This window comes from Pseudomonas sp. BF-B-30 (assembly GCF_019956305.1).
Lineage (GTDB): Bacteria > Pseudomonadota > Gammaproteobacteria > Pseudomonadales > Pseudomonadaceae > Aquipseudomonas > Aquipseudomonas jessenii.
This window is the reverse complement of the sequence record NZ_JAHBDG010000036.1, coordinates 1-21,277: the sequence shown is the minus strand read 5'-3', so window position 1 is coordinate 21,277 and position 21,277 is coordinate 1. Positions and strand designations below refer to the sequence as shown.

At 62.3% G+C, this 21,277-nt stretch carries 21 protein-coding genes; 3 read left to right on the top strand and 18 right to left on the bottom strand.

From position 1 onward, the window contains the following. Positions 1 to 654: 654 nt before the first annotated feature. Both KGB29_RS19015 and KGB29_RS19010 read right to left on the bottom strand, forming a co-directional pair. Positions 655 to 2,247 carry a hypothetical protein gene (locus tag KGB29_RS19015; protein ID WP_150814356.1) on the bottom strand — a complete coding sequence of 531 codons (1,593 nt, stop codon included), beginning with the start codon at positions 2,245 to 2,247 and terminating at the stop codon, positions 655 to 657. Between the two features lie 76 nt (positions 2,248 to 2,323). Continuing rightward, positions 2,324 to 2,566: a hypothetical protein gene (locus KGB29_RS19010; protein ID WP_090456324.1), complete on the bottom strand. Its 243-nt coding sequence runs from the start codon at positions 2,564 to 2,566 to the stop codon at positions 2,324 to 2,326. Between the two features lie 15 nt (positions 2,567 to 2,581). Here KGB29_RS19010 and KGB29_RS19005 point away from each other — a divergent pair, with 15 nt between their 5' ends. Then, positions 2,582 to 3,682, top strand: a complete 1,101-nt coding sequence (locus tag KGB29_RS19005; RefSeq protein ID WP_150814357.1) for a polyamine ABC transporter substrate-binding protein — start codon at positions 2,582 to 2,584, stop codon at positions 3,680 to 3,682. Positions 3,683 to 3,939: 257 nt separating this feature from the next. Here the strand turns inward: KGB29_RS19005 and KGB29_RS19000 are convergent, their stop codons facing one another. After that, entirely contained in the window at positions 3,940 to 4,728 is a 789-nt protein-coding gene (locus tag KGB29_RS19000; RefSeq protein WP_150814358.1) for an AraC family transcriptional regulator, read from the bottom strand. Between the two features lie 85 nt (positions 4,729 to 4,813). Between KGB29_RS19000 and KGB29_RS18995 the strand changes: the two genes are divergently transcribed. After that, entirely contained in the window at positions 4,814 to 5,812 is a 999-nt protein-coding gene (locus KGB29_RS18995) for a bile acid:sodium symporter family protein (RefSeq protein WP_150814359.1), read from the top strand. Positions 5,813 to 5,856: 44 nt separating this feature from the next. Here KGB29_RS18995 and KGB29_RS18990 read toward each other — a convergent pair whose 3' ends face one another. From KGB29_RS18990 to ribBA, 6 genes are all read right to left on the bottom strand, one after another. Continuing rightward, entirely contained in the window at positions 5,857 to 7,572 is a 1,716-nt protein-coding gene (locus KGB29_RS18990; protein WP_150814360.1) for an amidase, read from the bottom strand. A 264-nt stretch (positions 7,573 to 7,836) separates the two neighbouring features. Then, a complete protein-coding gene (locus tag KGB29_RS18985; RefSeq protein ID WP_150814361.1) occupies positions 7,837 to 8,991 on the bottom strand; it encodes an ABC transporter ATP-binding protein in 1,155 nt (384 codons plus the stop codon). Positions 8,992 to 9,008: 17 nt separating this feature from the next. After that, the gene (locus tag KGB29_RS18980; protein ID WP_090456315.1) at positions 9,009 to 9,818 is read right to left on the bottom strand and encodes an ABC transporter permease; all 810 of its coding nucleotides are present in this window, start codon (positions 9,816 to 9,818) and stop codon (positions 9,009 to 9,011) included. Between the two features lie 6 nt (positions 9,819 to 9,824). Further along, complete coding sequence (locus tag KGB29_RS18975) at positions 9,825 to 10,757, bottom strand: ABC transporter permease (RefSeq protein ID WP_167362897.1); 933 nt, start codon at positions 10,755 to 10,757, stop codon at positions 9,825 to 9,827. After that, positions 10,754 to 11,779, bottom strand: coding sequence for an ABC transporter substrate-binding protein (locus KGB29_RS18970; protein WP_095967714.1), 1,026 nt, complete (start codon positions 11,777 to 11,779; stop codon positions 10,754 to 10,756). The genes KGB29_RS18975 and KGB29_RS18970 overlap by 4 nt, the downstream gene beginning before the upstream one ends. Before the next feature lie 321 nt (positions 11,780 to 12,100). Beyond that, the gene (ribBA, locus tag KGB29_RS18965; protein ID WP_150814362.1) at positions 12,101 to 13,210 is read right to left on the bottom strand and encodes a bifunctional 3,4-dihydroxy-2-butanone-4-phosphate synthase/GTP cyclohydrolase II; all 1,110 of its coding nucleotides are present in this window, start codon (positions 13,208 to 13,210) and stop codon (positions 12,101 to 12,103) included. Between the two features lie 70 nt (positions 13,211 to 13,280). On the opposite strand from ribBA, the gene KGB29_RS18960 reads away from it, so the two are divergent. Beyond that, positions 13,281 to 13,577: a DUF1330 domain-containing protein gene (locus KGB29_RS18960; protein WP_150814363.1), complete on the top strand. Its 297-nt coding sequence runs from the start codon at positions 13,281 to 13,283 to the stop codon at positions 13,575 to 13,577. 133 nt (positions 13,578 to 13,710) lie between these two features. Here KGB29_RS18960 and KGB29_RS18955 read toward each other — a convergent pair whose 3' ends face one another. From KGB29_RS18955 to KGB29_RS18915, 9 genes are all read right to left on the bottom strand, one after another. Further along, the gene (locus tag KGB29_RS18955) at positions 13,711 to 14,274 is read right to left on the bottom strand and encodes an NUDIX hydrolase (RefSeq protein ID WP_150814365.1); all 564 of its coding nucleotides are present in this window, start codon (positions 14,272 to 14,274) and stop codon (positions 13,711 to 13,713) included. A 1-nt stretch (position 14,275) separates the two neighbouring features. Continuing rightward, positions 14,276 to 15,028, bottom strand: coding sequence for a GntR family transcriptional regulator (locus KGB29_RS18950; RefSeq protein WP_015095667.1), 753 nt, complete (start codon positions 15,026 to 15,028; stop codon positions 14,276 to 14,278). An 89-nt stretch (positions 15,029 to 15,117) separates the two neighbouring features. Continuing rightward, the gene (locus tag KGB29_RS18945) at positions 15,118 to 15,507 is read right to left on the bottom strand and encodes a carboxymuconolactone decarboxylase family protein (protein WP_007991919.1); all 390 of its coding nucleotides are present in this window, start codon (positions 15,505 to 15,507) and stop codon (positions 15,118 to 15,120) included. 19 nt (positions 15,508 to 15,526) lie between these two features. Next, positions 15,527 to 16,978, bottom strand: coding sequence for an NAD-dependent succinate-semialdehyde dehydrogenase (locus tag KGB29_RS18940; RefSeq protein ID WP_150814366.1), 1,452 nt, complete (start codon positions 16,976 to 16,978; stop codon positions 15,527 to 15,529). 137 nt (positions 16,979 to 17,115) lie between these two features. Next, positions 17,116 to 17,601, bottom strand: a complete 486-nt coding sequence (locus KGB29_RS18935) for a flavin reductase family protein (RefSeq protein ID WP_150814367.1) — start codon at positions 17,599 to 17,601, stop codon at positions 17,116 to 17,118. A gap of 12 nt (positions 17,602 to 17,613) precedes the next feature. Continuing rightward, entirely contained in the window at positions 17,614 to 19,095 is a 1,482-nt protein-coding gene (locus KGB29_RS18930) for an aldehyde dehydrogenase (protein WP_150814368.1), read from the bottom strand. Beyond that, positions 19,092 to 19,925 carry an alpha/beta fold hydrolase gene (locus KGB29_RS18925; RefSeq protein ID WP_102671439.1) on the bottom strand — a complete coding sequence of 278 codons (834 nt, stop codon included), beginning with the start codon at positions 19,923 to 19,925 and terminating at the stop codon, positions 19,092 to 19,094. Before KGB29_RS18925 ends, KGB29_RS18930 begins: the two co-directional genes overlap by 4 nt. A 44-nt stretch (positions 19,926 to 19,969) precedes the next feature. Continuing rightward, positions 19,970 to 20,560, bottom strand: a complete 591-nt coding sequence (locus tag KGB29_RS18920; RefSeq protein WP_007978708.1) for an amino acid synthesis family protein — start codon at positions 20,558 to 20,560, stop codon at positions 19,970 to 19,972. Between the two features lie 210 nt (positions 20,561 to 20,770). Beyond that, positions 20,771 to 21,094, bottom strand: coding sequence for a hypothetical protein (locus tag KGB29_RS18915; protein WP_150814369.1), 324 nt, complete (start codon positions 21,092 to 21,094; stop codon positions 20,771 to 20,773). Positions 21,095 to 21,277: the final 183 nt, after the last annotated feature.

Below are 21,277 nucleotides of genomic sequence, written 5' to 3'. Positions count from 1 at the left end.
TTTTCTTTGACCTTGGCGGCCTTTGGGCCGACCAGGTTCTTGGTTGATTGAGTACATATCCGTTTCTGCGGTAACGGCGGCTGGCGGTTTCGCCCTTACGGCGAGTCCCTTTTGGCAAACGCCCCAAAAGGAACCAAAAGGTCTCGCCCCTTACGTACGGCCCCTCGCCAAGGCTCGGGGTTCCTTCGCTCCGGCATTCATCCGGGGGCATCGCCCTCCGGTTGGCTTCGCTGGCACCTACATGCGATGTGTTCGACTGCGTCGAACGGCGCTGCGCGCCAATCCCCGGATAAACGCCTCCACTCAGCCTGCCGAGGGGGCGGGTGGATCAAGATCAAAAGCTGCAGGCGAGCTAACGCTCGGCCTGATGAGTGGTGAGAAGCGTCTGTGTACGCCGATCTGCTTTTGCTCTTCTGTGGGAGCGAGCTTGCTCGCGAAGGCGGTCTGCCAGCCGACCGAAATCTTGCAGATGTACTCGATACCTGTGGGAGCGAGCTTGCTCGCGAAGACGGCCTGCCGGCCGACCGAAATCTTGCAGATGTACTCGATACCTGTGGGAGCGAGCTTGCTCGCGATGACGGCCTGACAGCTGACCAATGTCTCAAAGGTGCACCCGATCCCCTGTGGGAGGCTCGCTCCCACAAAGAATCGCTTTCAGGGTTGGCCGCCGCTGGCACTCACGCGTGGTTGCTCGTTTGTTGCATTCACACCCTTGTCCCAAAGAGCAACCAACCCACCGAAAGTCCCGACATAGGCCGTGCCGTCCGGCGCCAGTGTGATCGGCGACCAGTTGTTGTCGAAGGCCTGGCCGACCCCGCTCAGCGCCTTGAATCGGGTCTGGCCGCTGTCGAAATCCAGCGCCATCAGGTACCAGGCGTTCTCGCCGTCGGGCTGCGGCTCGAAGGTGTAGAAGTACAGCAGGCCGTTGCTCACCGAGAGTTTGGGGACCACCGATGGCGAACGTTCCTTCGATTCCCAGATTCGGTCGCAGCCCGACTCATCGCTGCGGATGTCGATGCGGCTGATGCCGCCGTGCACGGCCTGCCAGTCCTTCTGCGCGAAGGCGCTGGTGTAGCCGGCGTTGTTCTCGAGGATGATCGAGCGACCCCAACCGATGGCCGAGTTGTCGGTGGCCGAGGCGTTGTTGTCGAACACCGGCAGCTTGCAGATCAGGCGATTGCCGGCGTAGTCCTGCTCGCGACGGTAGACCAGCAGGTTGATGCGTCCGTCGCTGTTGTCGGTGATGGTGACGTAGCGCTCGCCGAGCAGGGTCGGGGTGGTACCGCTGCCCTGATTGATCGCGCCGACCTTGCGCCCGGTGCCGCGGTCATAGACTTCGCGCCAGCCTTGCACGGGCTTGCCCTCGGCATCGGCGACGAAGCGGTACATGGCGTGGTCGGACACCAGATAGACACCATCGGCCGCCACCGACATGCCGTTCTGGATTTCTTCGTTGGCCAGTTGAATGCCCTGGACCTTGCCGGTGTCGGGGTTCAGGGTGCCGATGCGGCCGCGCCGGGTGATCCACCAGATCAAGCCCCGGTGATCGGGCATGACCCCGGTGACGGGGTCGCATTCGCCTTTGGGGAACCAGTTGGCAGGCTTCACACAATCGTGGGGGACCTTGTCGCTCAGGTCCCAGTTGTCGACCGCTTCGAACGACCACGCACCGGACTCATCCTGACGATGCACGACGCGCTGGATGTGCTGCTCGGCATCGGCGATGACCACGCGATTCTGTTCGTCGACATAGAAATAGGCGCCGGAGGTGTCGGCCATGATCTTGTCCGGGTCCAGGGTAATCAGCGCGTGGAAAGTCGACGGACGCGGCGGCAGCGGATAGCGGGCCAGCAGCTTGAGGGTGCGTGGTTCGAGCAATTGCAGTTCGAACTGCATCATGTTGGCGCACAACACCACCAGGCGACCCTGCTGATCGAAGGTATGGATCGGGCACATGCCGCCGGGCTTGCGGCTGCCATCGCGACTGTTCACCTGAACATCCCGGCCCAACGGACCTGGCCCCGGGTGCGTGTCGGAGCTGTAGCCATCGGAATGCATGTAGCTGCTGCCGTTGCTGGTCATGTAGGGGTTGGCGGGAATCGTACCGTTCAGCGGTTGCGCGACAGCGGCGCTACCGATCAAGGGTGCGGCGCTGCCGTTGCTGGCCAGCGGTTGCGGTTCATAGGGTTCGGAACAGGCACTGAGCAGGCCGAGCAGGGGCAGGGCAAGCAGGAGTGGAGCACGCATCGAAGCCTCGCGATCTTGTTATTGGTGTAATGCGCAATAAGCGGCAACGAGGCTGCCCGGGCATCGGCTGTTTGGACTAACCTCGGTGAAAGGCCTCGCACCGCTGATCAAAGCGGACATGTATTTTGGCCATTTCGATCTCCTTTTGGCCTGCCTCACGCTGTGAACCGGCGACGCCGTCAGCAAGAATCAGACGCGGGTGGCTGAGTCGGCAACCCAAGGTGAAAACCACAACCAGACGCTTCACTTCCTTGCCCTTGGCTGTTTTCAAGGCTGCTGCCGTGTACAGAACATAAAAACCATCGAACTCACGCCACACTTGGGGAAATGATCCATGGACTCAATGAAACGCATACTGGGCGCCACCGTTTGCGGACTGTCGCTGCTGGCCAGCGCGGTGCATGCCGAACAGCGCGAATTGCGGGTGTACAACTGGGCGGACTACATCCTGCCGTCCGTGCCCAAGGATTTCGCCAAGGACACCGGGATCAAGGTGACCTGGGACACCTTCGACACCAACGAGTCCCTGGAAGCCAAGCTGCTGACCGGCAACTCGGGCTACGACCTGGTGGTGCCGTCGAACCAGTTCATCGAAACCCAGATCAAGGCGGGCGTGTTCCAGAAACTCGACAAGTCCAGGTTGCCGAACTGGTCGCACCAGGACCCTGCATTGCTCAAGCTGCTGGACAAGAACGACCCGGGCAACCAGTACGGCGTGCCCTACATGTACGGCACTGTGTTGATCGGTTTCAACCCGGCCAAGGTCAAGGCGGCGCTAGGCGAGAATGCGCCGGTGGACAGCTGGGACCTGGTGTTCAAGCCCGAGAACATGGAGAAGCTCAAGGCCTGTGGCGTAGCGATGCTCGACTCACCGTCGGAGATCCTGCCGCTGGCCCTGCATTACCTGGGGCTGGATCCGAACAGCCAGAACCCCGATGACTACGAAAAAGCCAAGGCATTGATGCTCAAGGTTCGCCCCTACGTCACCTACTTCAACTCCGCCAAGTACATGACCGACATCGCCAACGGCGATATCTGCGTGGCCATCGGTTACTCCGGCAGCTTCTATCAATTCGGCAATCGCGCCAAAGAGGCGGGCAACGGCGTGGTCGTCGACTGGCGCCTGCCGAAAGAAGGCGCGCCGATCTGGTTCGACACCTTCGCCATCCCGAAAAGCGCGAAGAACGTCGCCGAGGCCCACGAATTCCTCAACCACCTGCTGGACCCGAAAGTCATCGCGCCGATCAGCGACTTCCTCGGCTACCCGAATGCCAACAAGGACTCGCTGGCGCTGATCAACAAGGACATCACCGGCAACCCGAACCTGACACCGACCAGCGAGGCATTGAAGACGCTGTACGTCGTGCAGCCATTGCCGCAAAAGCTTGAGCGGGTCCGTACCCGGGTCTGGACCAGCATCAAGTCCGATCAGTAACACCGGGAAATGGTGTGAGATATCTGTGGGGGCACAGATTTTGTGTACACCCATGATCCCTGTGGGAGCGGGCTTGCTCGCGAATGCGCAGTCTCAGCCAATGCAGGTGTCGACTGACCCACCGCTTTCGCGAGCAAGCCCGCTCCCACAGTTGAATGTGTTGTGCACAAATCCTGCGTACGAAGTAATGCTCCTTGTGGGAGCGAGCTTGCTCGCGATGGCGGACGGACAGGCAACAGAGATGTACGGTGCAGGGCTCAGCGAAAAAACTCCCCCGGTGTTTCGCCGAATTGCTGGCGGAAGGCAGCGATAAACGCTGACGTCGAATCGTAGCCACAGGCCAACGCGACGTCGGTCACTCGTTCGCCCTGTTCCAGTGGCGTCAGGGCGCCGAGCAGGCGCAAGCGCTGGCGCCAGGCGCGAAAGGTCAGGCCGGTGTCGCGCAGGAACAGGCGACTGAGGGTTTTCTCGGTGACGCCGAATTGGTCGCTCCAGTGGCTGAGCGTGGTCTGTTGCTCCGGGTGTGACTCCAGGCTTTGCGCGATTTGCCGCAATCGGCTGTCCTGGGGCAGCGGCAGCATCAAATCGATCTGCGGCGCCTCAGCCAACTGATCCAGAATCACCTGGGCCAACCGACCGTGCGGACCGCTCTGATCGTACTCCACCGGAACCTGACTGAAGGCGCGGATCAACTCGCGCAACAAATCGCTGACCCCCAGTACATGACAGCCCGGCGGTGCCCACGTCGAAACGCTGCAATCGATGTACAGGCTGCGCATTTCCGTGCGCGGCGAACTGAACACCCGGTGCGGCATGCCTGCCGGAATCCACACCGCACGCTCCGGCGGGGCCACGAAACGCCCGACGCCGGTCTGTATTTCGAGCACGCCCGCAATCGCATAGGAAAGCTGCACCCACGGGTGGCTGTGGCGCCGGGTCAGTGCGCGATTGGGCAGCGATTCGGTACGGCCGTAGAGCGGTCGTGGCAGGCTGGACAGCCCGGGAATACTGCGTCGAACACTCTTGTCATGTCCTTTAGGCGGCATCGGCTGGCTCATCGGCGTTAGTCGGTAATTATCAGGCACGTTAGAGTCACTTTCATGTACTGGCAACCCCCGGATGATCAACCCCATGACTCGCCCCCGTTTGTTACCCGACAACTTCACCCTGACCCTGATCGGCGTAGTGACGCTCGCCAGCCTGCTGCCCGCCAGCGGCCAGGTCGCGCTCGGTTTTGGCTGGCTGACCAACATCGCCATTGCGCTGCTGTTTTTCCTGCATGGCGCCAAGCTGTCCCGCGAGTCGATCATTGCCGGTGCCGGGCACTGGCGCCTGCATTTGCTGGTGTTCAGCCTGACCTTCGTGCTGTTTCCGTTGCTCGGTCTGGCGCTCAAGCCGCTGCTGTCGCCGCTGATCGGCAATGACCTGTACATGGGCATGCTCTACCTGTGCGCGCTGCCCGCCACGGTGCAGTCGGCGATTGCCTTTACTTCGCTGGCCCGGGGCAACATCCCGGCGGCGATTTGCAGCGCGGCGGCGTCCAGCCTGTTCGGGATTTTCCTCACGCCGTTGCTGGTGACCCTGCTGCTGAATGTCCATGGCGAAGGCGCCTCGACCCTCGACGCCATCCTCAAGATCAGCGTGCAGTTGCTGCTGCCGTTCATTGCCGGGCAGATCGCGCGGCGCTGGATCGGCAACTGGGTGGCGCGCAACAAGAGCTGGTTGAAGTTCGTCGACCAGGGTTCGATTCTGCTGGTGGTCTACGGCGCGTTCAGCGAAGCGGTGATCGAAGGCCTCTGGCAGCAGATTCCGTTGTTGGATCTGCTTGGGCTGGTGCTGGTCTGCTGCATCGTTCTGGCGCTGGTGTTGGTGGCCTCGACCGTACTGGGCAAGGCATTCGGCTTCAACCAGGAAGACCGCATCACCATTCTCTTCTGCGGCTCGAAGAAAAGCCTGGCGACCGGCGTGCCGATGGCGCAGGTGCTGTTTGCCGGTAGCACCATTGGCTTGCTGATCTTGCCGCTGATGTTGTTCCACCAGATTCAACTGATGGTCTGTGCGGTGCTGGCGCAGCGTTATGCCAAGCGGCCGGAATCGATTCCCGAGCTGATGGCCCAGGTTGATCCCTGATTTGCCAGCCATGGCGGCTCGAGTGAGCCGCCACGGGTTACGGGTCAGCGCTTGTCAGCGACCAATGGCGGGGTACGCGGCGGGATCATGCGTTTGCTGCCGGTCGATTCGAACGCCGACGCCAGGTGCAGCAGCGACGAGTCGTCATAGGCGCGCCCGGCAAACGTCAGGCCGACCGGCATGCCGATGTCCGGCATCACGCCCATCGGTACGGTGACCGTCGGCACACCGAGATGACGGATGGCGAGGTTGCCATTGGCGACCCATACGCCGTTGCTCCAGGCGATATCCGCCGATTGCGGATCGACATCGGCATTCGCCGGACCCACATCGGCCACCGTCGGGAACAGCACCGCGTCGAGGCCCAGGCGATCCATCCAGTCTTCCAGATCGATCTTGCGGGTCTTTTCCAGGCCGCGCAGGCCGTCCGGCACCGTGCTGATCTGATCCCACGGCGTGATGCCGCGTTCGGCCATGCGCACGTATTCGTCCATGCCGGCGGCCAGGTCACCCTCGCGGTTGGGCAGGGTGCCCGGGTCATGAGGGAAGATCTGCGGGCCGTCGACATCGACGAGGCGATTCAGTTTGGGATCGCCGTTCGCTTGCAGGAAATCATCGAAGGCCCAGGCGGACAGGTCCCACAGTTCATGGTGTAAAAATTCCTTGGAGACGATGCCGCGATTGAACACGGTCGGCGCACCAGGACGATCGCCCTCGCAATTGGAGACCAGAGGGAAGTCCACTTCGAGCACTTCGGCGCCCGCGGCTTCGAGGGCCTTGCGCGCCTGTTCCCAGAGCCCGATCACCGAAGGACGGGTGTTGATGCGTTGGCCAGTCGGGCCACCGATGCCCGGTGCTTCGGAGGTGCCGGCTTCAGGGTCGGCGTTGATGTACATGCGCGGGATGCCGAATTTCTTGCCTTTGAGCGCATCGCTATTCGCGGCCAGCGCGGCATAGGACTCAGGGCGTACCGAAGAAGATTTCGGGATCGGTACCCAGGGCTGCAGGCGCCACAGGTCGCCACGGGTGTCCGGGTCATCGGCCACGACCACGTCGAGCACTTCGAGCAGGTCGGCCATGGTCCGGGCAAACGGCACGACCACGTCCATGGTCGGGGTCAACGGCCAGTTGCCGCGCACCGAGATCACGCCGCGCGAAGGGGTGTAGGCGCACAAGCCATTGTTCGAAGCCGGTCCACGGCCGCTCGACCAGGTTTCTTCCGCCAGGCCGAAGGCCGAGAAACTGGCCGCGGTCGCCGTGCCGGCACCGTTCGACGAGCCGGAGGCGAAAGGGGCGGTGAGGTAGTCAGCGTTGTACGGGCTCTCGGCGCGGCCGTAGACACCACGCTGCATCCCGCCGTTGGCCATTGGCGGCATGTTGGTCTTGCCCAGGCAGATGGCCCCGGCGGCGCGCAGGCGTTCGATGGTGAACGCATCGCGATAGGCGACCAGGTCCTTGAAGGCCGGGCTGCCGGAAGCGGCGGTGAGGCCCTTGACCAGATAGCTGTCCTTGGCGGTGTAGGGGATCCCGTCCAACGGCCCCAGCGTCTGGCCCTTGGCGCGACGGGCGTCGGACGCCTGGGCTTCGGCGAGCGCCTCGGGGTTGCGAACCACGACCGCGTTCAGCGCGGTAGGCGTTTGGGGGCCGTCAAAGGCGTCGATCCGCGCAAGATAAGCCTGGACCAGTTCAACCGAGGTGGTCTGGCCGGATTCGAGCGCGGCGCGCAGCTCGGCAATGGAAACTTCGGTAACTTCGATCATGCTGCCACCGCCGCTTGCAGGTGGAGGGTCCCAAACACTTCACTTTTCTCGAAATGGACTTTCATATCGTTATTCTCGTTGCACTGTGTGGCACGACAGGGTCGGGTGTTAAAAATACTGAGCACTATTTAGCATTAAACCGGGATTTTAGGAATCCGTTGTCCAATTTATCTTACAGGTGACAGAAAAAAGGCCACCACAACCCGACGTTGTGGTGGCCCGAGGGTGACTCATTATAGTGGCCCGCGTGCGCAGGCCAATGGATCAGTGAGCGCCGGCGGCCTTGTTCAGGTCGCTTTCGGCCCATTCGGTGTAGACGCAGGCATCCGCGGTAGCCCAGCGCACCCGCACCGGGTCACCGGACTTGAGCGGCATGCCGGCGGCGGACAGCGCCTTGACCGTCATCGAGGTGCCGCCAGCGGTGACCACGCTGCACGTCTGGCTTTCACCCAGAAACAGCACTTCCACGACCTTGGCCGAGACTTCGTTCCAGCCGGCGGCCAGCGGTTCGGCAATGGCTTGTTCATTGCTCAGGGCCAGGGCTTTTTCCGGACGCACCATCAGCAGCACGTTCTGATCGGTTTGCAGGCCGGCCGTAAGTCGGATCGACAGCGGTTGCCCCTCGAAGGTCGCCACCGCATTACCCTGGGCCTTGAGTTTGAGGAAGTTGGAGTTGCCAAGGAACGAGGCGACAAACGCATTCGGCGGATTCTGGTACAGGTCATAGCCGCTGCCCAGGCCGACGATCTTGCCGTGGCTGAAAATCGCGATGCGCTGGGACAGGCGCATGGCTTCTTCCTGATCGTGGGTCACGTAGACGATGGTGATGCCCAGGCGCCGATGCAACTGACGCAGTTCGTCCTGCAAGTCTTCGCGCAGTTTCTTGTCCAGTGCACCGAGGGGTTCGTCCATCAGCAGGATGCGTGGCTCATAGACCAGCGCCCGTGCAATGGCCACGCGTTGCTGCTGGCCACCGGACAGTTGCGAAGGGCGGCGATGGGCAAACTGCTCAAGCTGCACCAGCTTGAGCATTGCATCGACCCGGCGTTCGCGTTCGGCGGCGGCCAGTTTGCGGATGGCCAACGGGAAGGCGATGTTGTCGCGTACCGACAGGTGCGGGAACAGCGAATAGCGCTGGAACACCATGCCGATATCGCGTTTGTGCGGCGGCACATTCACCAGCGACTGGCCGTTGACCAGGATCTCGCCGCTGCTCGGGGTTTCGAAACCGGCCAGCATCGACAGCGTGGTGCTTTTGCCCGAGCCGCTGGAGCCGAGGAAGGTGAGGAATTCACCGTCCTTGATGTCCAGCGAGATGTCGTCCACGGCGGCAAAGTCGCCGTAGTATTTGTTCAGGTTGCGCAGGCTCACCAGGGGCTTGTCATTTTGCTGCGCGGAATCTTTGATCACTGCACTCATGTCGTACTCCTGCGCGCTCAGGCGCTGATTTCATTGCGCCGGCGCAGTGCGGCGGCGATCACCATGACCAATACCGAGAGGCCGATCAGCAGCGTCGAGGCGACGGCGATCACGGGCGTCAGGTCCTGGCGCAGGGTGGTCCACATTTTCACGGGAAGGGTTTGCAGGGTCGGGCTGGCCATCATCACGCTCAGCACCACTTCATCCCAGGAGACGAGGAAGGCGAAGAGGGCGCCGGCCACCATGCCCGGACGAATCGCCGGGAAGGTCACCTTGAACACCGCTTGCAGGCGCGAGGCGCCGCAGATCACCGCTGCATCCTCGATCGACTGATCGAACAGCTTCAGCGAATTGATGATCGAGATGATGGTGAACGGCAGCGCGACGATGACGTGGCTGACCACGAACGCGAACATGGTCCCGGTGTAGCCCAGTTTCAGGAACAGCGCGTACACCGCCACGGCGATGATCACCAGCGGCACGATCATTGGCAGAGTGAACAGACCGTAGAGCATTTCCCGGCCGGGGAAGCGGCCACGCACCAGGGCGAAAGCTGTGGGCAGACCCAGCGCGACGGCGAAGAACGTGGTCAGCACCGCGACCTTGAGGCTGGCCATGGCCGCGCTCATCCAGTCGGCGTTGGAGAAGAACTGGCCGTACCATTTCAGCGTCCAGCCCGGTGGCGGGAACACCAGCCATTGCGACGAGCCGAACGACAGCAGCACGATGAACACAATCGGCAGCAGCAGGAACAGACCGATCAGCCCGGTGGTGGCATACAGGCCGAAGCGCATGCGCCGGCTCATGGCATTGGGGGTCAGGAGCATGACGGCTTACCTCGCGTTGCTGGCGCCAACCGGGGATTCCGGCTGGAGCTTCAGGTAGAAGTAGAACAACACCAGCGTGATCACGATCAGCAGCGCGGCGCCGGCGCTGGCCAGGCCCCAGTTGAGGAACGACTGCACCTGCTGAATGATGAACTCGGGCAGCATCATGTTCTGCGCACCGCCCAGCAGCGCCGGGGTCACGTAGTAACCGAGGGACATCACGAAGACCATCAGGCCACCGGAGAACAGCCCCGGCCGGCACAGCGGCAGGAACACCCGGAAGAAGTTGGTCCACGGACTGGCGCCGCAGATCGAGCCGGCCTGCAGGATCATCGGGTCGATGGCCTGCATGGTCGCCTGCAACGGCAGCACGATGAACGGGATCATGATGTAGCTCATGCCGATCACCACGCCGGTGAGGTTGTGCACCATCTCCAGCGGTTGATCGATGATGCCCATGGCCATCAACGCCTTGTTGATCACCCCGGAGGCTTGCAGCAACACCAGCCAGGAGTAGGTGCGGGCGAGCAGGCTGGTCCACATCGACAGCAGTACGATGTTCAGGATCCAGCGGCCCCAGCCGCGCGGCACCAGGGTGATCGCCCAGGCCAGCGGGAAGCCCAGCAACAGGCTGAACAGCGTCACCAGGCCGGCCACCGAGAAGGTGTTGAGCAACACCCGCGCATAGGCCGAGTTGGCGAACAGTTGCTCATAGTTGCCCAGGCCCGGCACCGGTTCCAGCACGCCGCGCAACAGCAGGCCAATCAGCGGCGCGAGAAAGAACAGGCCGAGGAACAGCAGGGCGGGGATCAGGTTGCTCGATCCGCGCCAGCGTTGCGCCAGGGTAGGGGATTGCGTCATCGCAGCCGCCTTGCCGACAGCGCCGGAGGCGCTCCCGACTGGCGTGGATGGACGGGACGCGGTTACCGCCATTTTCATTTGACCAGCCATTCGTTCCACCGTGTCGCGATGGCCGGACCGTTCTTGGCCCAGTACGCGAAATCAAGAGTGATCTGATCCTTTGCGTAGGCGGTCGGCAGGTTCGGGGCCAGCGCCGAATCCAGGCGCGCCACACTGTCGACGTTGACCGGGGCGTAGGCGGTCAGGTTGGAGAAGTCCGCCTGTCCTTTGGCGCTGCTGGCATTGGCCAGGAACTTCATCGCCGCGTCCTTGTTTTTCGAACCCTTGGGGATGACCAGGATGTCGGCCATGACCAGGTTCTGCTTCCAGCTTACGCCGACCGGGGCGCCGTCTTCCTGCAGGGCATGGATCCGGCCGTTCCAGAACTGGCCCATGCTTGCCTCACCGGAGGCCAGCAGCTGCTGTGACTGCGCGCCGCCGCCCCACCAGACGATGTCTTTCTTGATGGTGTCGAGTTTCTTGAAGGCGCGGTCCAGGTCCAGCGGGTAGAGCTTGTCCGCCGCTACACCGTCGGCCAGCAACGCCAGCTCAAGCACACCTGGGCTTGGCCATTTGTAGAGGGCGCGTTTGCCGGGGTAGGTCTTGGTGTCGAACAGCGCGGACCAGTCCTGCGGCTTGTTGGCGCCAAGTTTGCCTTCGTTGTAGCCGAGGACGAAGGAGAAGAAGAACGAGCCGACGCCGTGATCGCTGACGAAGCGCGGGTCGATCTTGTCGCGTTCAATGACTTTGAAATCGAGGGGTTCGAGCAAGCCTTCGGCGGCGGCGCGCAAGGCGAAGTCGGCTTCGACGTCGACCACGTCCCACTGCACGTTGCCGCTCTCGACCATGGCCTTGAGTTTGCCGTAGTCGGTCGGGCCATCCTGCACGACGGTGATGCCGCTGGCCTTGCTGAACGGGTCGGCCCAGGCCTGCTTCTGCGCATCCTGGGTGCTGCCGCCCCAACTCACGAAGTTGACGCTTTCAGCCGCCAGCAATGCCTGGCTGGTCACGCTCAGCAGTCCCGCAAAAAGAACTGCGGTCGCACGTTTGTTCAACACCATTTTCACGCCCTCATTGTTGTGTTTATGAGCGGGGCTTTGGAGTGCCCGCCTATCGGGAGCAGTAGGTCCGTCGAGTCAGTGCTGACTGTTCGGTCTATGGAATATCATATTATGGTATTCCAAACTTTGTGCAAGCATTTTGCCGTACCGGCTATCAGCCAAAAGGTGTTTTTTCTGTGGATCTGAACTTCGTCCGGCGACGCAATCCCCTGTGGGAGCGGGCTTGCTCGCGAAAGCGGTGTGTCAGACAACTTTGGGTCGACTGACACTCCCTCTTCGCGAGCAAGCCCGCTCCCACAGGGAATTGCGTTAAACCAAGAGTCACTCGGTGAATGGAATACTCTCCACCACCTCCAGGTCATACCCGGTCAAACCGGCATATTTCAGCGGCGGCCCGAGATGGCGCAGCTTGCCCACGCCCAGGTTTTGCAGGATCTGCGCACCGGTGCCCACCTCCGAATAAATCCGTGACTGCGAACGGCTGAACTGCCGGGGCGTCTGGGTCAATTGCGGCACGCGTTCGAGCAACGCCTGGGAGGATTCGTGATTGGCCAGCACCACCACCACTCCGTGGCCTTCGGCGGCGACACGCTGCAAGGCGGCCCACAAGGTCCAGTTGGTCGGCCCGCTGTACTCGGCACCGACCAGATCGCGCAACGGGTCAATCACATGCACGCGCACCAGCGTCGGCTCATCGCGACGCAGATCGCCCATGACCATGGCCATGTGGACACCGCCTTCGATGCGATCCTCAAAGGTGATCAGACGAAAGGTGCCGTGCACGGTGGGCAGATCACGTTCACCGATGCGCACGATGGTGTGTTCGGTGCTGAGGCGGTAGTGGATCAGGTCGGCGATGGTGCCGATCTTGATCCCGTGCTTGCGCGCAAACACTTCCAGGTCAGGGCGCCGGGCCATGGTGCCGTCGTCGTTCATCACTTCGACGATCACCGAGGCCGGGGTATGGCCGGCCAGGCGGGCCAGGTCGCAACCGGCCTCGGTATGACCGGCGCGGGTCAGCACGCCGCCTTCCCGGGCACGTAACGGGAAGATATGGCCGGGTTGCACGATGTCGGCAGGGCCGGCGTTGGCAGCGACGGCGGCGGCCACGGTGCAGGCACGATCGGCGGCGGAGATTCCGGTGGTCACCCCGACGGCGGCCTCGATGGACACGGTGAAGGCGGTGCTGAACACGCTGCCGTTGCTCGGCACCATCTGCTCCAGGCCCAGGCGTTTGCAGTGCTCGTCGGTCAAGGTCAGGCAGATCAGGCCACGGGCTTCGCGGGCCATGAAGCTGATCGCCTCGGGCGTGCAGCAGTCGGCGGCCAGCAGCAGGTCGCCTTCGTTTTCCCGGTCTTCGTCGTCCACCAGCAGGACCATTTTGCCGAGGCGGTAATCTTCGATGATTTCTTCGATGCTGTTGAAGGCCATGCTGGAGTCTCAGTGTTTGTTGGATGGGTATTTTGGTATACCATAATACAAAACAAACCGAGAGGTCACTATGAAGGCGTACTGGATTGCTCACGTGGACATCACCGACCCCGATCAATACAGCCAATACACCCAGCGGGCGCCGAAGGCGTTTGCCCTGTATGGCGGTCGGATTCTGGCGCGGGGCGGGCGCAGCGAGGCGATGGAAGGCCGGCCTACGCCGCAGCGCAGTGTGGTGATCGAGTTTGATTCCTATGAGCAGGCGGTGGCTTGCTATCACTCGGCGTTGTATCAGGAGGCCAGGGGACATCGCGAAGGCGTGGCGAAGGCAGAGGTCATTATCGTCGAGGGCATGGCGCCGCTCTGACCAACACCGCTTGCCCTGTAGGAGCGAGCCTGCTCGCGAAAAACGTTAGAGCAACGCGTTCGGTCAGTCAGCACGCGTCATCGTTGACGACCATCGCGAGCAGGCTCGCTCCTACAGGGGGAATGGGGTTTTTTCAGCGAATGAAGTGAATCTTCCCGCTGTCGTCATTGCCCATGTAGATGCCATAAACCCCGGCCTGGCGCTCCTCGATATAGCGCTCAAGGATCTGCCGGATCGCCGGATAGTAGATGCTGTCCCAGGGAATGTCCTCGGGTGCGAAGAACTTGTAGTCGAGGGTTTCCGGGCCGTACTGCCCGGTAATCTCCAGCGCGATGGCGCGGAAGATGATGTACACCTCGCTGATCTTCGGCACGCTGAAGATCGAATAGGGCGAGACGATTTCGGCACGCACGCCGCTTTCTTCCCAGACTTCACGCAAGGCCGCCTGTTCGGTGGTCTCGCCACTTTCCATGAAGCCTGCCGGCAGGGTCCAGGTGCCCGGACGCGGCGGAATCGCGCGTTGGCACAGCAAATATTTGCCGTCCTGCTCGATGATGCAGCCGGCAATGATTTTCGGATTGACGTAATGGATGTAGCCGCAGCCGCGGCACATCAGGCGCTCGTGCGTATCGCCCGGCGGCAACTGTGACCTGAGGTCTGCGCTGCCGCACTTGGGGCAAAAGCTCGGGCTGAACATTTCAGCGACCTATGCGCGGTTCTTTCAGCGCGATGGGCAAGGTAATCGCCGGGATGTCGCCGGTTTCTTCCTGCTTGCGCTTGAGGTAGTCCAGGGCCACGGCAGCGGCCGCACGCACGTGGTCGACGCAAGCCTGGTGGGCGGCCAGCGGATCACCGCCCTTGATCGCCTCGACCATGCGTTCCATTTCCTGGTTACTGGCGCCGCGACGGTTCTCCTGGGATACCGAGGTCGCGCGCAGGTAGCTGATGCGTGCCTGCAACTGGCGCAATTGAGTGGCCGCGACATGGTTGCCCGAGCCTTCGAGCAGCACATCGTAGAAACCTTGCACCGAGTCGATGACCTGTTGCAGCTCACCGTCTTTGAGCGCCTTGCGATTTTCTTCGAGGGCTTTTTCCAGGGCCTTGATGTCCTTGGCCTTGGCGCGCAGGGTGAACAGTTGCACGATCAGCCCTTCGAGTACGCAGCGCAGCTCGTAGATGTCCACGGCATCGGCCAGGGTGATGATCGCGACACGCGGGCCCTTGGCGTCGGCGAACTCCACCAGGCCTTCGGATTCCAGGTGACGCAAGGCTTCGCGCACGGAGGTACGGCTGACGCCCAGGCGATCGCACAGATCGCGTTCGACCAGACGGTCTCCCGGCAGGAGCTGGAAGTTCATGATGGCGCTTCGCAGTTTATCCAGCACGATTTCGCGCAGGGTAACGGGGTTGCGATTGACCTTGAAGCTGTCGTCGAGTGGCAGGCGTTTCATGGGGTCCGCTCTGATTGTGGCTGTCCATGCAAAAAAGAGCACTTCGATTACGGGAATCTGGGTGCCCGGTCAGATCAAACAGCCAAGGGTTAACTGGAGGCCTCGGCATCGGCTTCGGCGAAGGCTTCACGGGCGAGCCGGAAACTGTCTACGGCAGCGGGGACACCGCAATAAATGCCGACCTGAAGCAATATTTCGCGTATTTGCTCACGACTCAGGCCGTTACGCAAGGCGCCGCGTACATGCAGTTTGAGTTCATGGGGCCGGTTGAGGGCCGAGATCATCGCCAGGTTGATCATGCTGCGCTCCTTGAGCGACAAACCCTCACGACCCCAGACATGACCCCAACAATACTCGGTGACCATTTCCTGCAACGGTCGGGTGAAGTCGTCGGCGTTCTCGATGGAACGATTGACGTAGGCCTCACCCAGCACCTGGGTACGGATCTTCAGGCCTTTTTCATACTTTTCGTTGTTCATTTGCGTAGCTCCCGCGGGCTCAAAGGCCGCCCATCAAGGTGTATTTGAGTTCCAGGTAATCCTCGATGCCGTACTTCGACCCTTCACGGCCCAGCCCCGAGGACTTGATCCCGCCGAATGGCGCGACCTCAGTGGAAATCAGCCCTTCGTTGATCCCGACCATGCCGTACTCCAGCGCCTCGCTCATGCGCCAGGCGCGGCCCAGGTCGCGGGTGTAGCAGTAGGCGGCGAGGCCGAATTCGGTGTCGTTGGCCATCTCGACGGCCTGGGCCTCGGTGTCGAAACGGAACACGGCGGCCAACGGGCCAAAGGTTTCATCCCGGGCGACTTTCATCCGGGTGGTGACGTCGATAAGCACGGTCGGCTGGAAGAATCCATTGCCCAGGGCATGGCGTTCGCCGCCGCACAGCAGTTGTGCTCCGTGGGCCAGAGCGTCTTGCACGTGTTCTTCGACCTTGGCCACGGCGCGCTCGTTGATCAGTGGCCCTTGGGTGACGCCATCATCGAAACCGCTGCCGACCTTGAGTTGCGAAACCCGCTCGGCCAGGCGTGCGACAAAGGCGTCGTGGATGCCGGCCTGCACCAGGAAGCGATTGACGCAGACGCAGGTCTGCCCGGCGTTGCGGAATTTGGCGATCAGCGCGCCGTCAACCGCGCGTTCCAGATCGGCATCGTCGAAGACAATGAACGGCGCGTTGCCGCCCAGCTCCAGCGAGACTTTTTTCAGGGTCGGCGCGCACTGGGCCATCAGCAGTTTGCCGATGGCGGTGGAGCCGGTGAACGACAGTTTGCGCACAAGGCTGCTGCCGGTCAGCTCGCCACCGATGGCGATGGCATCGCCGGTGATCACGTTGAAAATGCCCGCTGGAATCCCGGCCTGTTCCGCCAGCGCAGCCATGGCCAGTGCCGAGAACGGAGTTTCCGGAGCCGGCTTGACGATGCACGGGCAACCGGCCGCCAGTGCCGGGCCGGCCTTGCGGGTGATCATCGCCGCCGGGAAGTTCCACGGCGTGATGGCCGCGACGACGCCAATCGGCTCCTTGCTGACCACGATGCGCGCATCGCCCTTGTGGCTGGGAATGGTGTCGCCGTAGATGCGCTTGGCCTCTTCGGCGAACCACTCGATGAAGCTCGCGGCGTAGAGGATTTCGCCTTTGGCTTCGGCCAGTGGCTTGCCTTGTTCGAGGGTGAGGATGTGTGCCAGGGCGTCGGCGTTCTCCAGCATCAAGGCATGCCAGCGCTTGAGCGTATTGCTGCGCTCCTTGGCGGTCAGCGCGCGCCAGGCCGGCCAGGCCTTGTTGGCGGCCTCGATAGCCAGGCGCGCATGCTCGGCGCCGAGGTTCGGCACCTGGCCGATCAGTTCACCGGTGGCCGGGTTGAAGATGTCCTGACAGGCGCCATCCGGCGCGTCCAGCCACTGGCCATTGATGTAGGCCTGTTGGCGGAACAGTTGCGAGGCTGCTGGGCTCATGCCGGCTCCTTAGTAGAGTGGTGGACCCTGTGGGAGCGGGCTTGCTCGCGAAGGCGGTGTATCAGGCGCCATCAATGTTGGATGTGCCGGCCACTTCGCGAGCAAGCCCGCTCCCACAGGGGGATTGTGTTCAACCATCAGGCCAGGGTGGGCAGGGGGCCCAGTTTGCCTTTGTGGTAGATCATCGGCGTCACCGGTTGGTCGGGCAGGATCAGGTTCTTCACCGCGCCGACGATGATCGCGTGATCGCCGCCGTCGTATTCGCGCCACAGTTCGCACTCGATGATCGCCGTGGCCTTGGCCAGGATCGGGTTACCCCGTTCGCTCAAGTGCCACTCGATTCCTTTGGCCTTGTCCTTGCCTTTACCGGCGAAGGCATAGGCCTCGGCGGTCTGGTCGGCGGACAGCAGGTGAATTGCGAACTGCTTGCTGTCGCGCAGCACTGGGTAGGTATCGGAGCCGTAGTTGGGGCAGAACAGCACCAGTGCCGGGTCGATCGACAGCGCACTGAAGGCGCTGGCGGTGATGCCGACGATGCCGCCGTCCGGGTCCAGGGTGGTGACCACCGTGACCCCGGACGGGAACGAGCTCATCACGTCTTTGTAAATGCCGGGTTCGATCATTTTCCAGGACTCCTAGCGCATCACGAAGGGATCAGGCATCGGTGCCTGGGACAGGTTGATCCACACCGTTTTCAGCTCGGTGTAGGCCAGCACCGAATCGATGCCGCTTTCGCGTCCATAGCCGCTGTTCTTGAAGCCGCCGATCGGCGCCATGGCCGAGACTGCACGGTAGGTGTTGACCCAGATGATCCCCGAACGCACGTCCCGGGCCAGGCGATGGGCGCGGCCCAGGTCGCGGGTCCAGATGCCGGCGGCGAGGCCGAACTGCGAGTCGTTGGCAATCTCCAGCGCCTGGGCTTCGTCCTTGAAACGGATGACCGAAGCCACCGGACCAAAGACTTCTTCCTGCATGATCTTCATCGAATTGCGGTCGCACTCGAACAGCGTCGGTTCGTAGAACCAGCCGTCACCCAGATTCTCTGGACGCTTGCCGCCCAGGCGCAGGCGCGCGCCTTCGGCGATGGCATCGGCCACCAGGCCTTCGACCACGGCCAGTTGCTGCGCGGTGGCCATCGGGCCCATTTCGCTGCTGTCGTCCTGCGGGTTGCCAATGCGGATGCGCTTGGCGCGTTCCACCAGACGACCGACGAATTCGTCGTAGATTTCGTCCTGCACCAGCAAGCGCGAACCGGAGACGCAGCTCTGCCCGGAGGCGGCATAGATCCCGGCGATAGCGCCGTTGATCGCGCTGTCGAGGTCGGCGTCGGCGAAGATGATGTTCGGCGATTTGCCGCCCAGCTCCAGCGACAGCTTGGCGAAGTTCTCCGCACTGCTGCGCACCACATGCCGCGCCGTCGCCGCGCCGCCGGTAAAAGCGATCTTGCGGATCAGCGGATGGCGGGTGAGGGCGGCGCCGGTGCTCGGGCCATAGCCGGTGACGACGTTGACCACCCCCGGCGGAATCCCGGCTTGCAGCGCCAGGCGCGCCAGTTCGAGGATGGTCGCCGAAGCGTGTTCCGACGGTTTGATCACGATGGTGTTGCCCGCGGCAAGCGCCGGGGCGAGTTTGATCGCGGTCAGGTACAGCGGGCTGTTCCACGGAATGATCGCGGCAACCACACCCATGGCTTCGTGCACGGTGTAGGCAAACAGGTCCGGCTTGTCCAGCGGCAGGGTGCCGCCTTCGAGCTTGTCCGCCAGGCCTGCGGTGTAGTGGAAGAACTCCGGCAAATAGCCGACCTGGCCACGGGTTTCGCGGATCAGCTTGCCGTTGTCGCGGCTTTCGAGCTGCGCCAGTTGTTCTTTGTTCTCGGCGATCAGGTCGCCCAGGCGTCGCAGCAATTTGCCGCGAGCGGTGGCCGTCAAACCGCGCCATGCCGGGCTGTCGAAAGCCGTCTGCGCAGCCTGCACGGCACGCTCGACATCGGCTTCGTCGGCATCGGGCAGTTCAGCCCAGGGTTCGGCCAGCGCCGGGTTGAGGCTTTCGAAGGTCTTGCCGGACAGGGCATCGACCCATTCACCGCCGATGCACATCTGGAAGCGTGCGAGTGTCATGCAACGATCCCCTTGATCTGGTTTTGTTTGGAGTGCGCGGTCTGCAGAAACTCCAGCAACAGCTGGTTGACCAGGCGTGGCGACTCTACCGGCATCATATGCCGTTGCTCGGCGAGTACGGCAACGGTCGCGCCGGGAATGCGTTCGGCCAGTTGCCGGGCCATTTCCGGGGTTGAGCCGGGGTCCAGTTCGCCGGTGGCGATCAGCGTCGGCACCTGGATGCTGGCCAGGTCGTCGGCGCGGTACATGTCCTGGGTGGCGAACAGTTCATAAGTGGTTAGGTAACCCTGAGGGTCATTGCCGGCCAGGGTCTGGCGAATCGCGGCGATCTGCGCCGGGTTCGCGGCCTGGTATTCACGGCTGAACCAGCGCGACAGTGCGGCTTCGGCATTGGCGTCCGGTCCGTGTTCGGCAGCCTGGCTGGTGCGGGCGATGACCCCGGCGCGCTGTTCGGCACTGCGGTTGAACACGCTGTTGAGCACCACCAGGCCTTCCAGGCGTTGTGCGTAGTGCAGGGCAAAGGCCCGCGCCACCAACCCGCCCATGGAAAAACCGATCACCGTTGCCTTGGGCAATTGCAGGTGGTCGAGCAGCTCCAGCAACTGGTCGGCATAGCCGAGCAGCGGCGTGCCACTCTCCGGGCGCGGGCTGGCGCCATGGCCGAGCATGTCGTAGGCGATGACGCGGTACTTCGTGGCCAGGCCAACGATCTGGCCGCCCCACATTTCTTTGTTCAGGCCCACGCCGTGGATCAAGACCACGGGCTGGCCTTGGCCGGTCGCCAGGTAACTGGTGCCAGCCGGGGTGAGTTCAGCGGTGAGCCGAATCATGGAGCGCTCCTGCAATGCCTTCTTGTTGTCGTTCTGCTGGCCGGTTACTGGGCTTTTTCGGCGGCCAGTTCTTCCAGGTCGATGTAGCGGTTGCCGATGCGCGGGTGCAGGCGGCCGCCATCGGCGCAACCCAGGACCACGACGATTTCGTCGGCACGCGGCGCGTCTTCGATCTGCATTTCCAAGGTGATGTAGTGCGAGCGCAGGCCTTCGTCGTCCTTGTGCATCATCGGGATCTGAATCGAGGTGCCCGGGCCGCCGCGCTTGTTGGTGAAGCTCAGGTAGCTCTTGGCCTTGACCGCTTCGCGGTAATGGTTGCCGAAGCGCAGGGTGTGGATCACCGCCGAAGCGTGCTCGATTTCGCCATCGGCACCGACCACCGCAGCTTTGCCGTACGCCTCGATTTTCTCGGCGCCGCCAATGATGCCCACCAGACGCTCGACCATCAGTGCGCCGAGGTCGGAGCAGTTGGCGCGGATCTGTGGTTTCAGGTCTTCGACGAAGCCGTTGCCCAGCCAGGGGTTCTTCATCACCACGGCCAGACCGACCATGGTCACGGGCTTATCGGTGGCTTTGCCGCCTTCAATAAAGGTTTCTTCGACATAGCTGACGATCTTGCGGATTTCGAAACTCATGAGCTGCTCCGTAGAGGTTTGGGTGTCTGTGCGTCTGATGGTATACCATAATACCGGAAGCACAAGTCCCCGAACGGAGTTTCTGGCTGGATGGCGATAAAAGGGGGGCGGGCGAGGCGCTATGCGTGTCGGGAAGGACTTTTAAAAGGTGTAAAAAAACCCGGCTGATGAGGCCGGGTTCTCGTCGATTCCTGCGGTAAAGCACTGCATTCAGACAGCGCGGCTTTCGATCAGACGATCCGAACCGCCTTCGGCTACGCGGTTTTGCAGGAGTTTGTCCGAGCCGCCTTCGGCTACGCGGTTTTGGATCAGTTTGTCCGAGCCACCTTCAGCAACGCGGTTTTGCATCAGTTTGTCGGAGCCATCGGCGGCGACGCGGTTTTCGATCAGGCGATCCGAACCACCTTCGGCGACACGATTCTCGATCAGGCGATCGGAGCCGCCTTCGGCGACCACAGGTTGAGCAGAGGTAGCGGCGAAAGCGTTAACTGCGAAAACCGAGAAAGCGATGCTGAGGAGGGTCTGGCGTTTCATGATCGTGTGCTCCGGGGTGCTTATGGGTTGGTATGGAGCAGATGTTACGCCGTGGATTTTTTAAGAGAACTTCATTGAATTGATGGTGACTATCGACGCAGTCAATGGTGGATTCGATGCCCCTTGTGGGAGCGGGCTTGCTCGCGAAGGCGTCGGCATTGCCAGCAATGTTGTCGACTGACA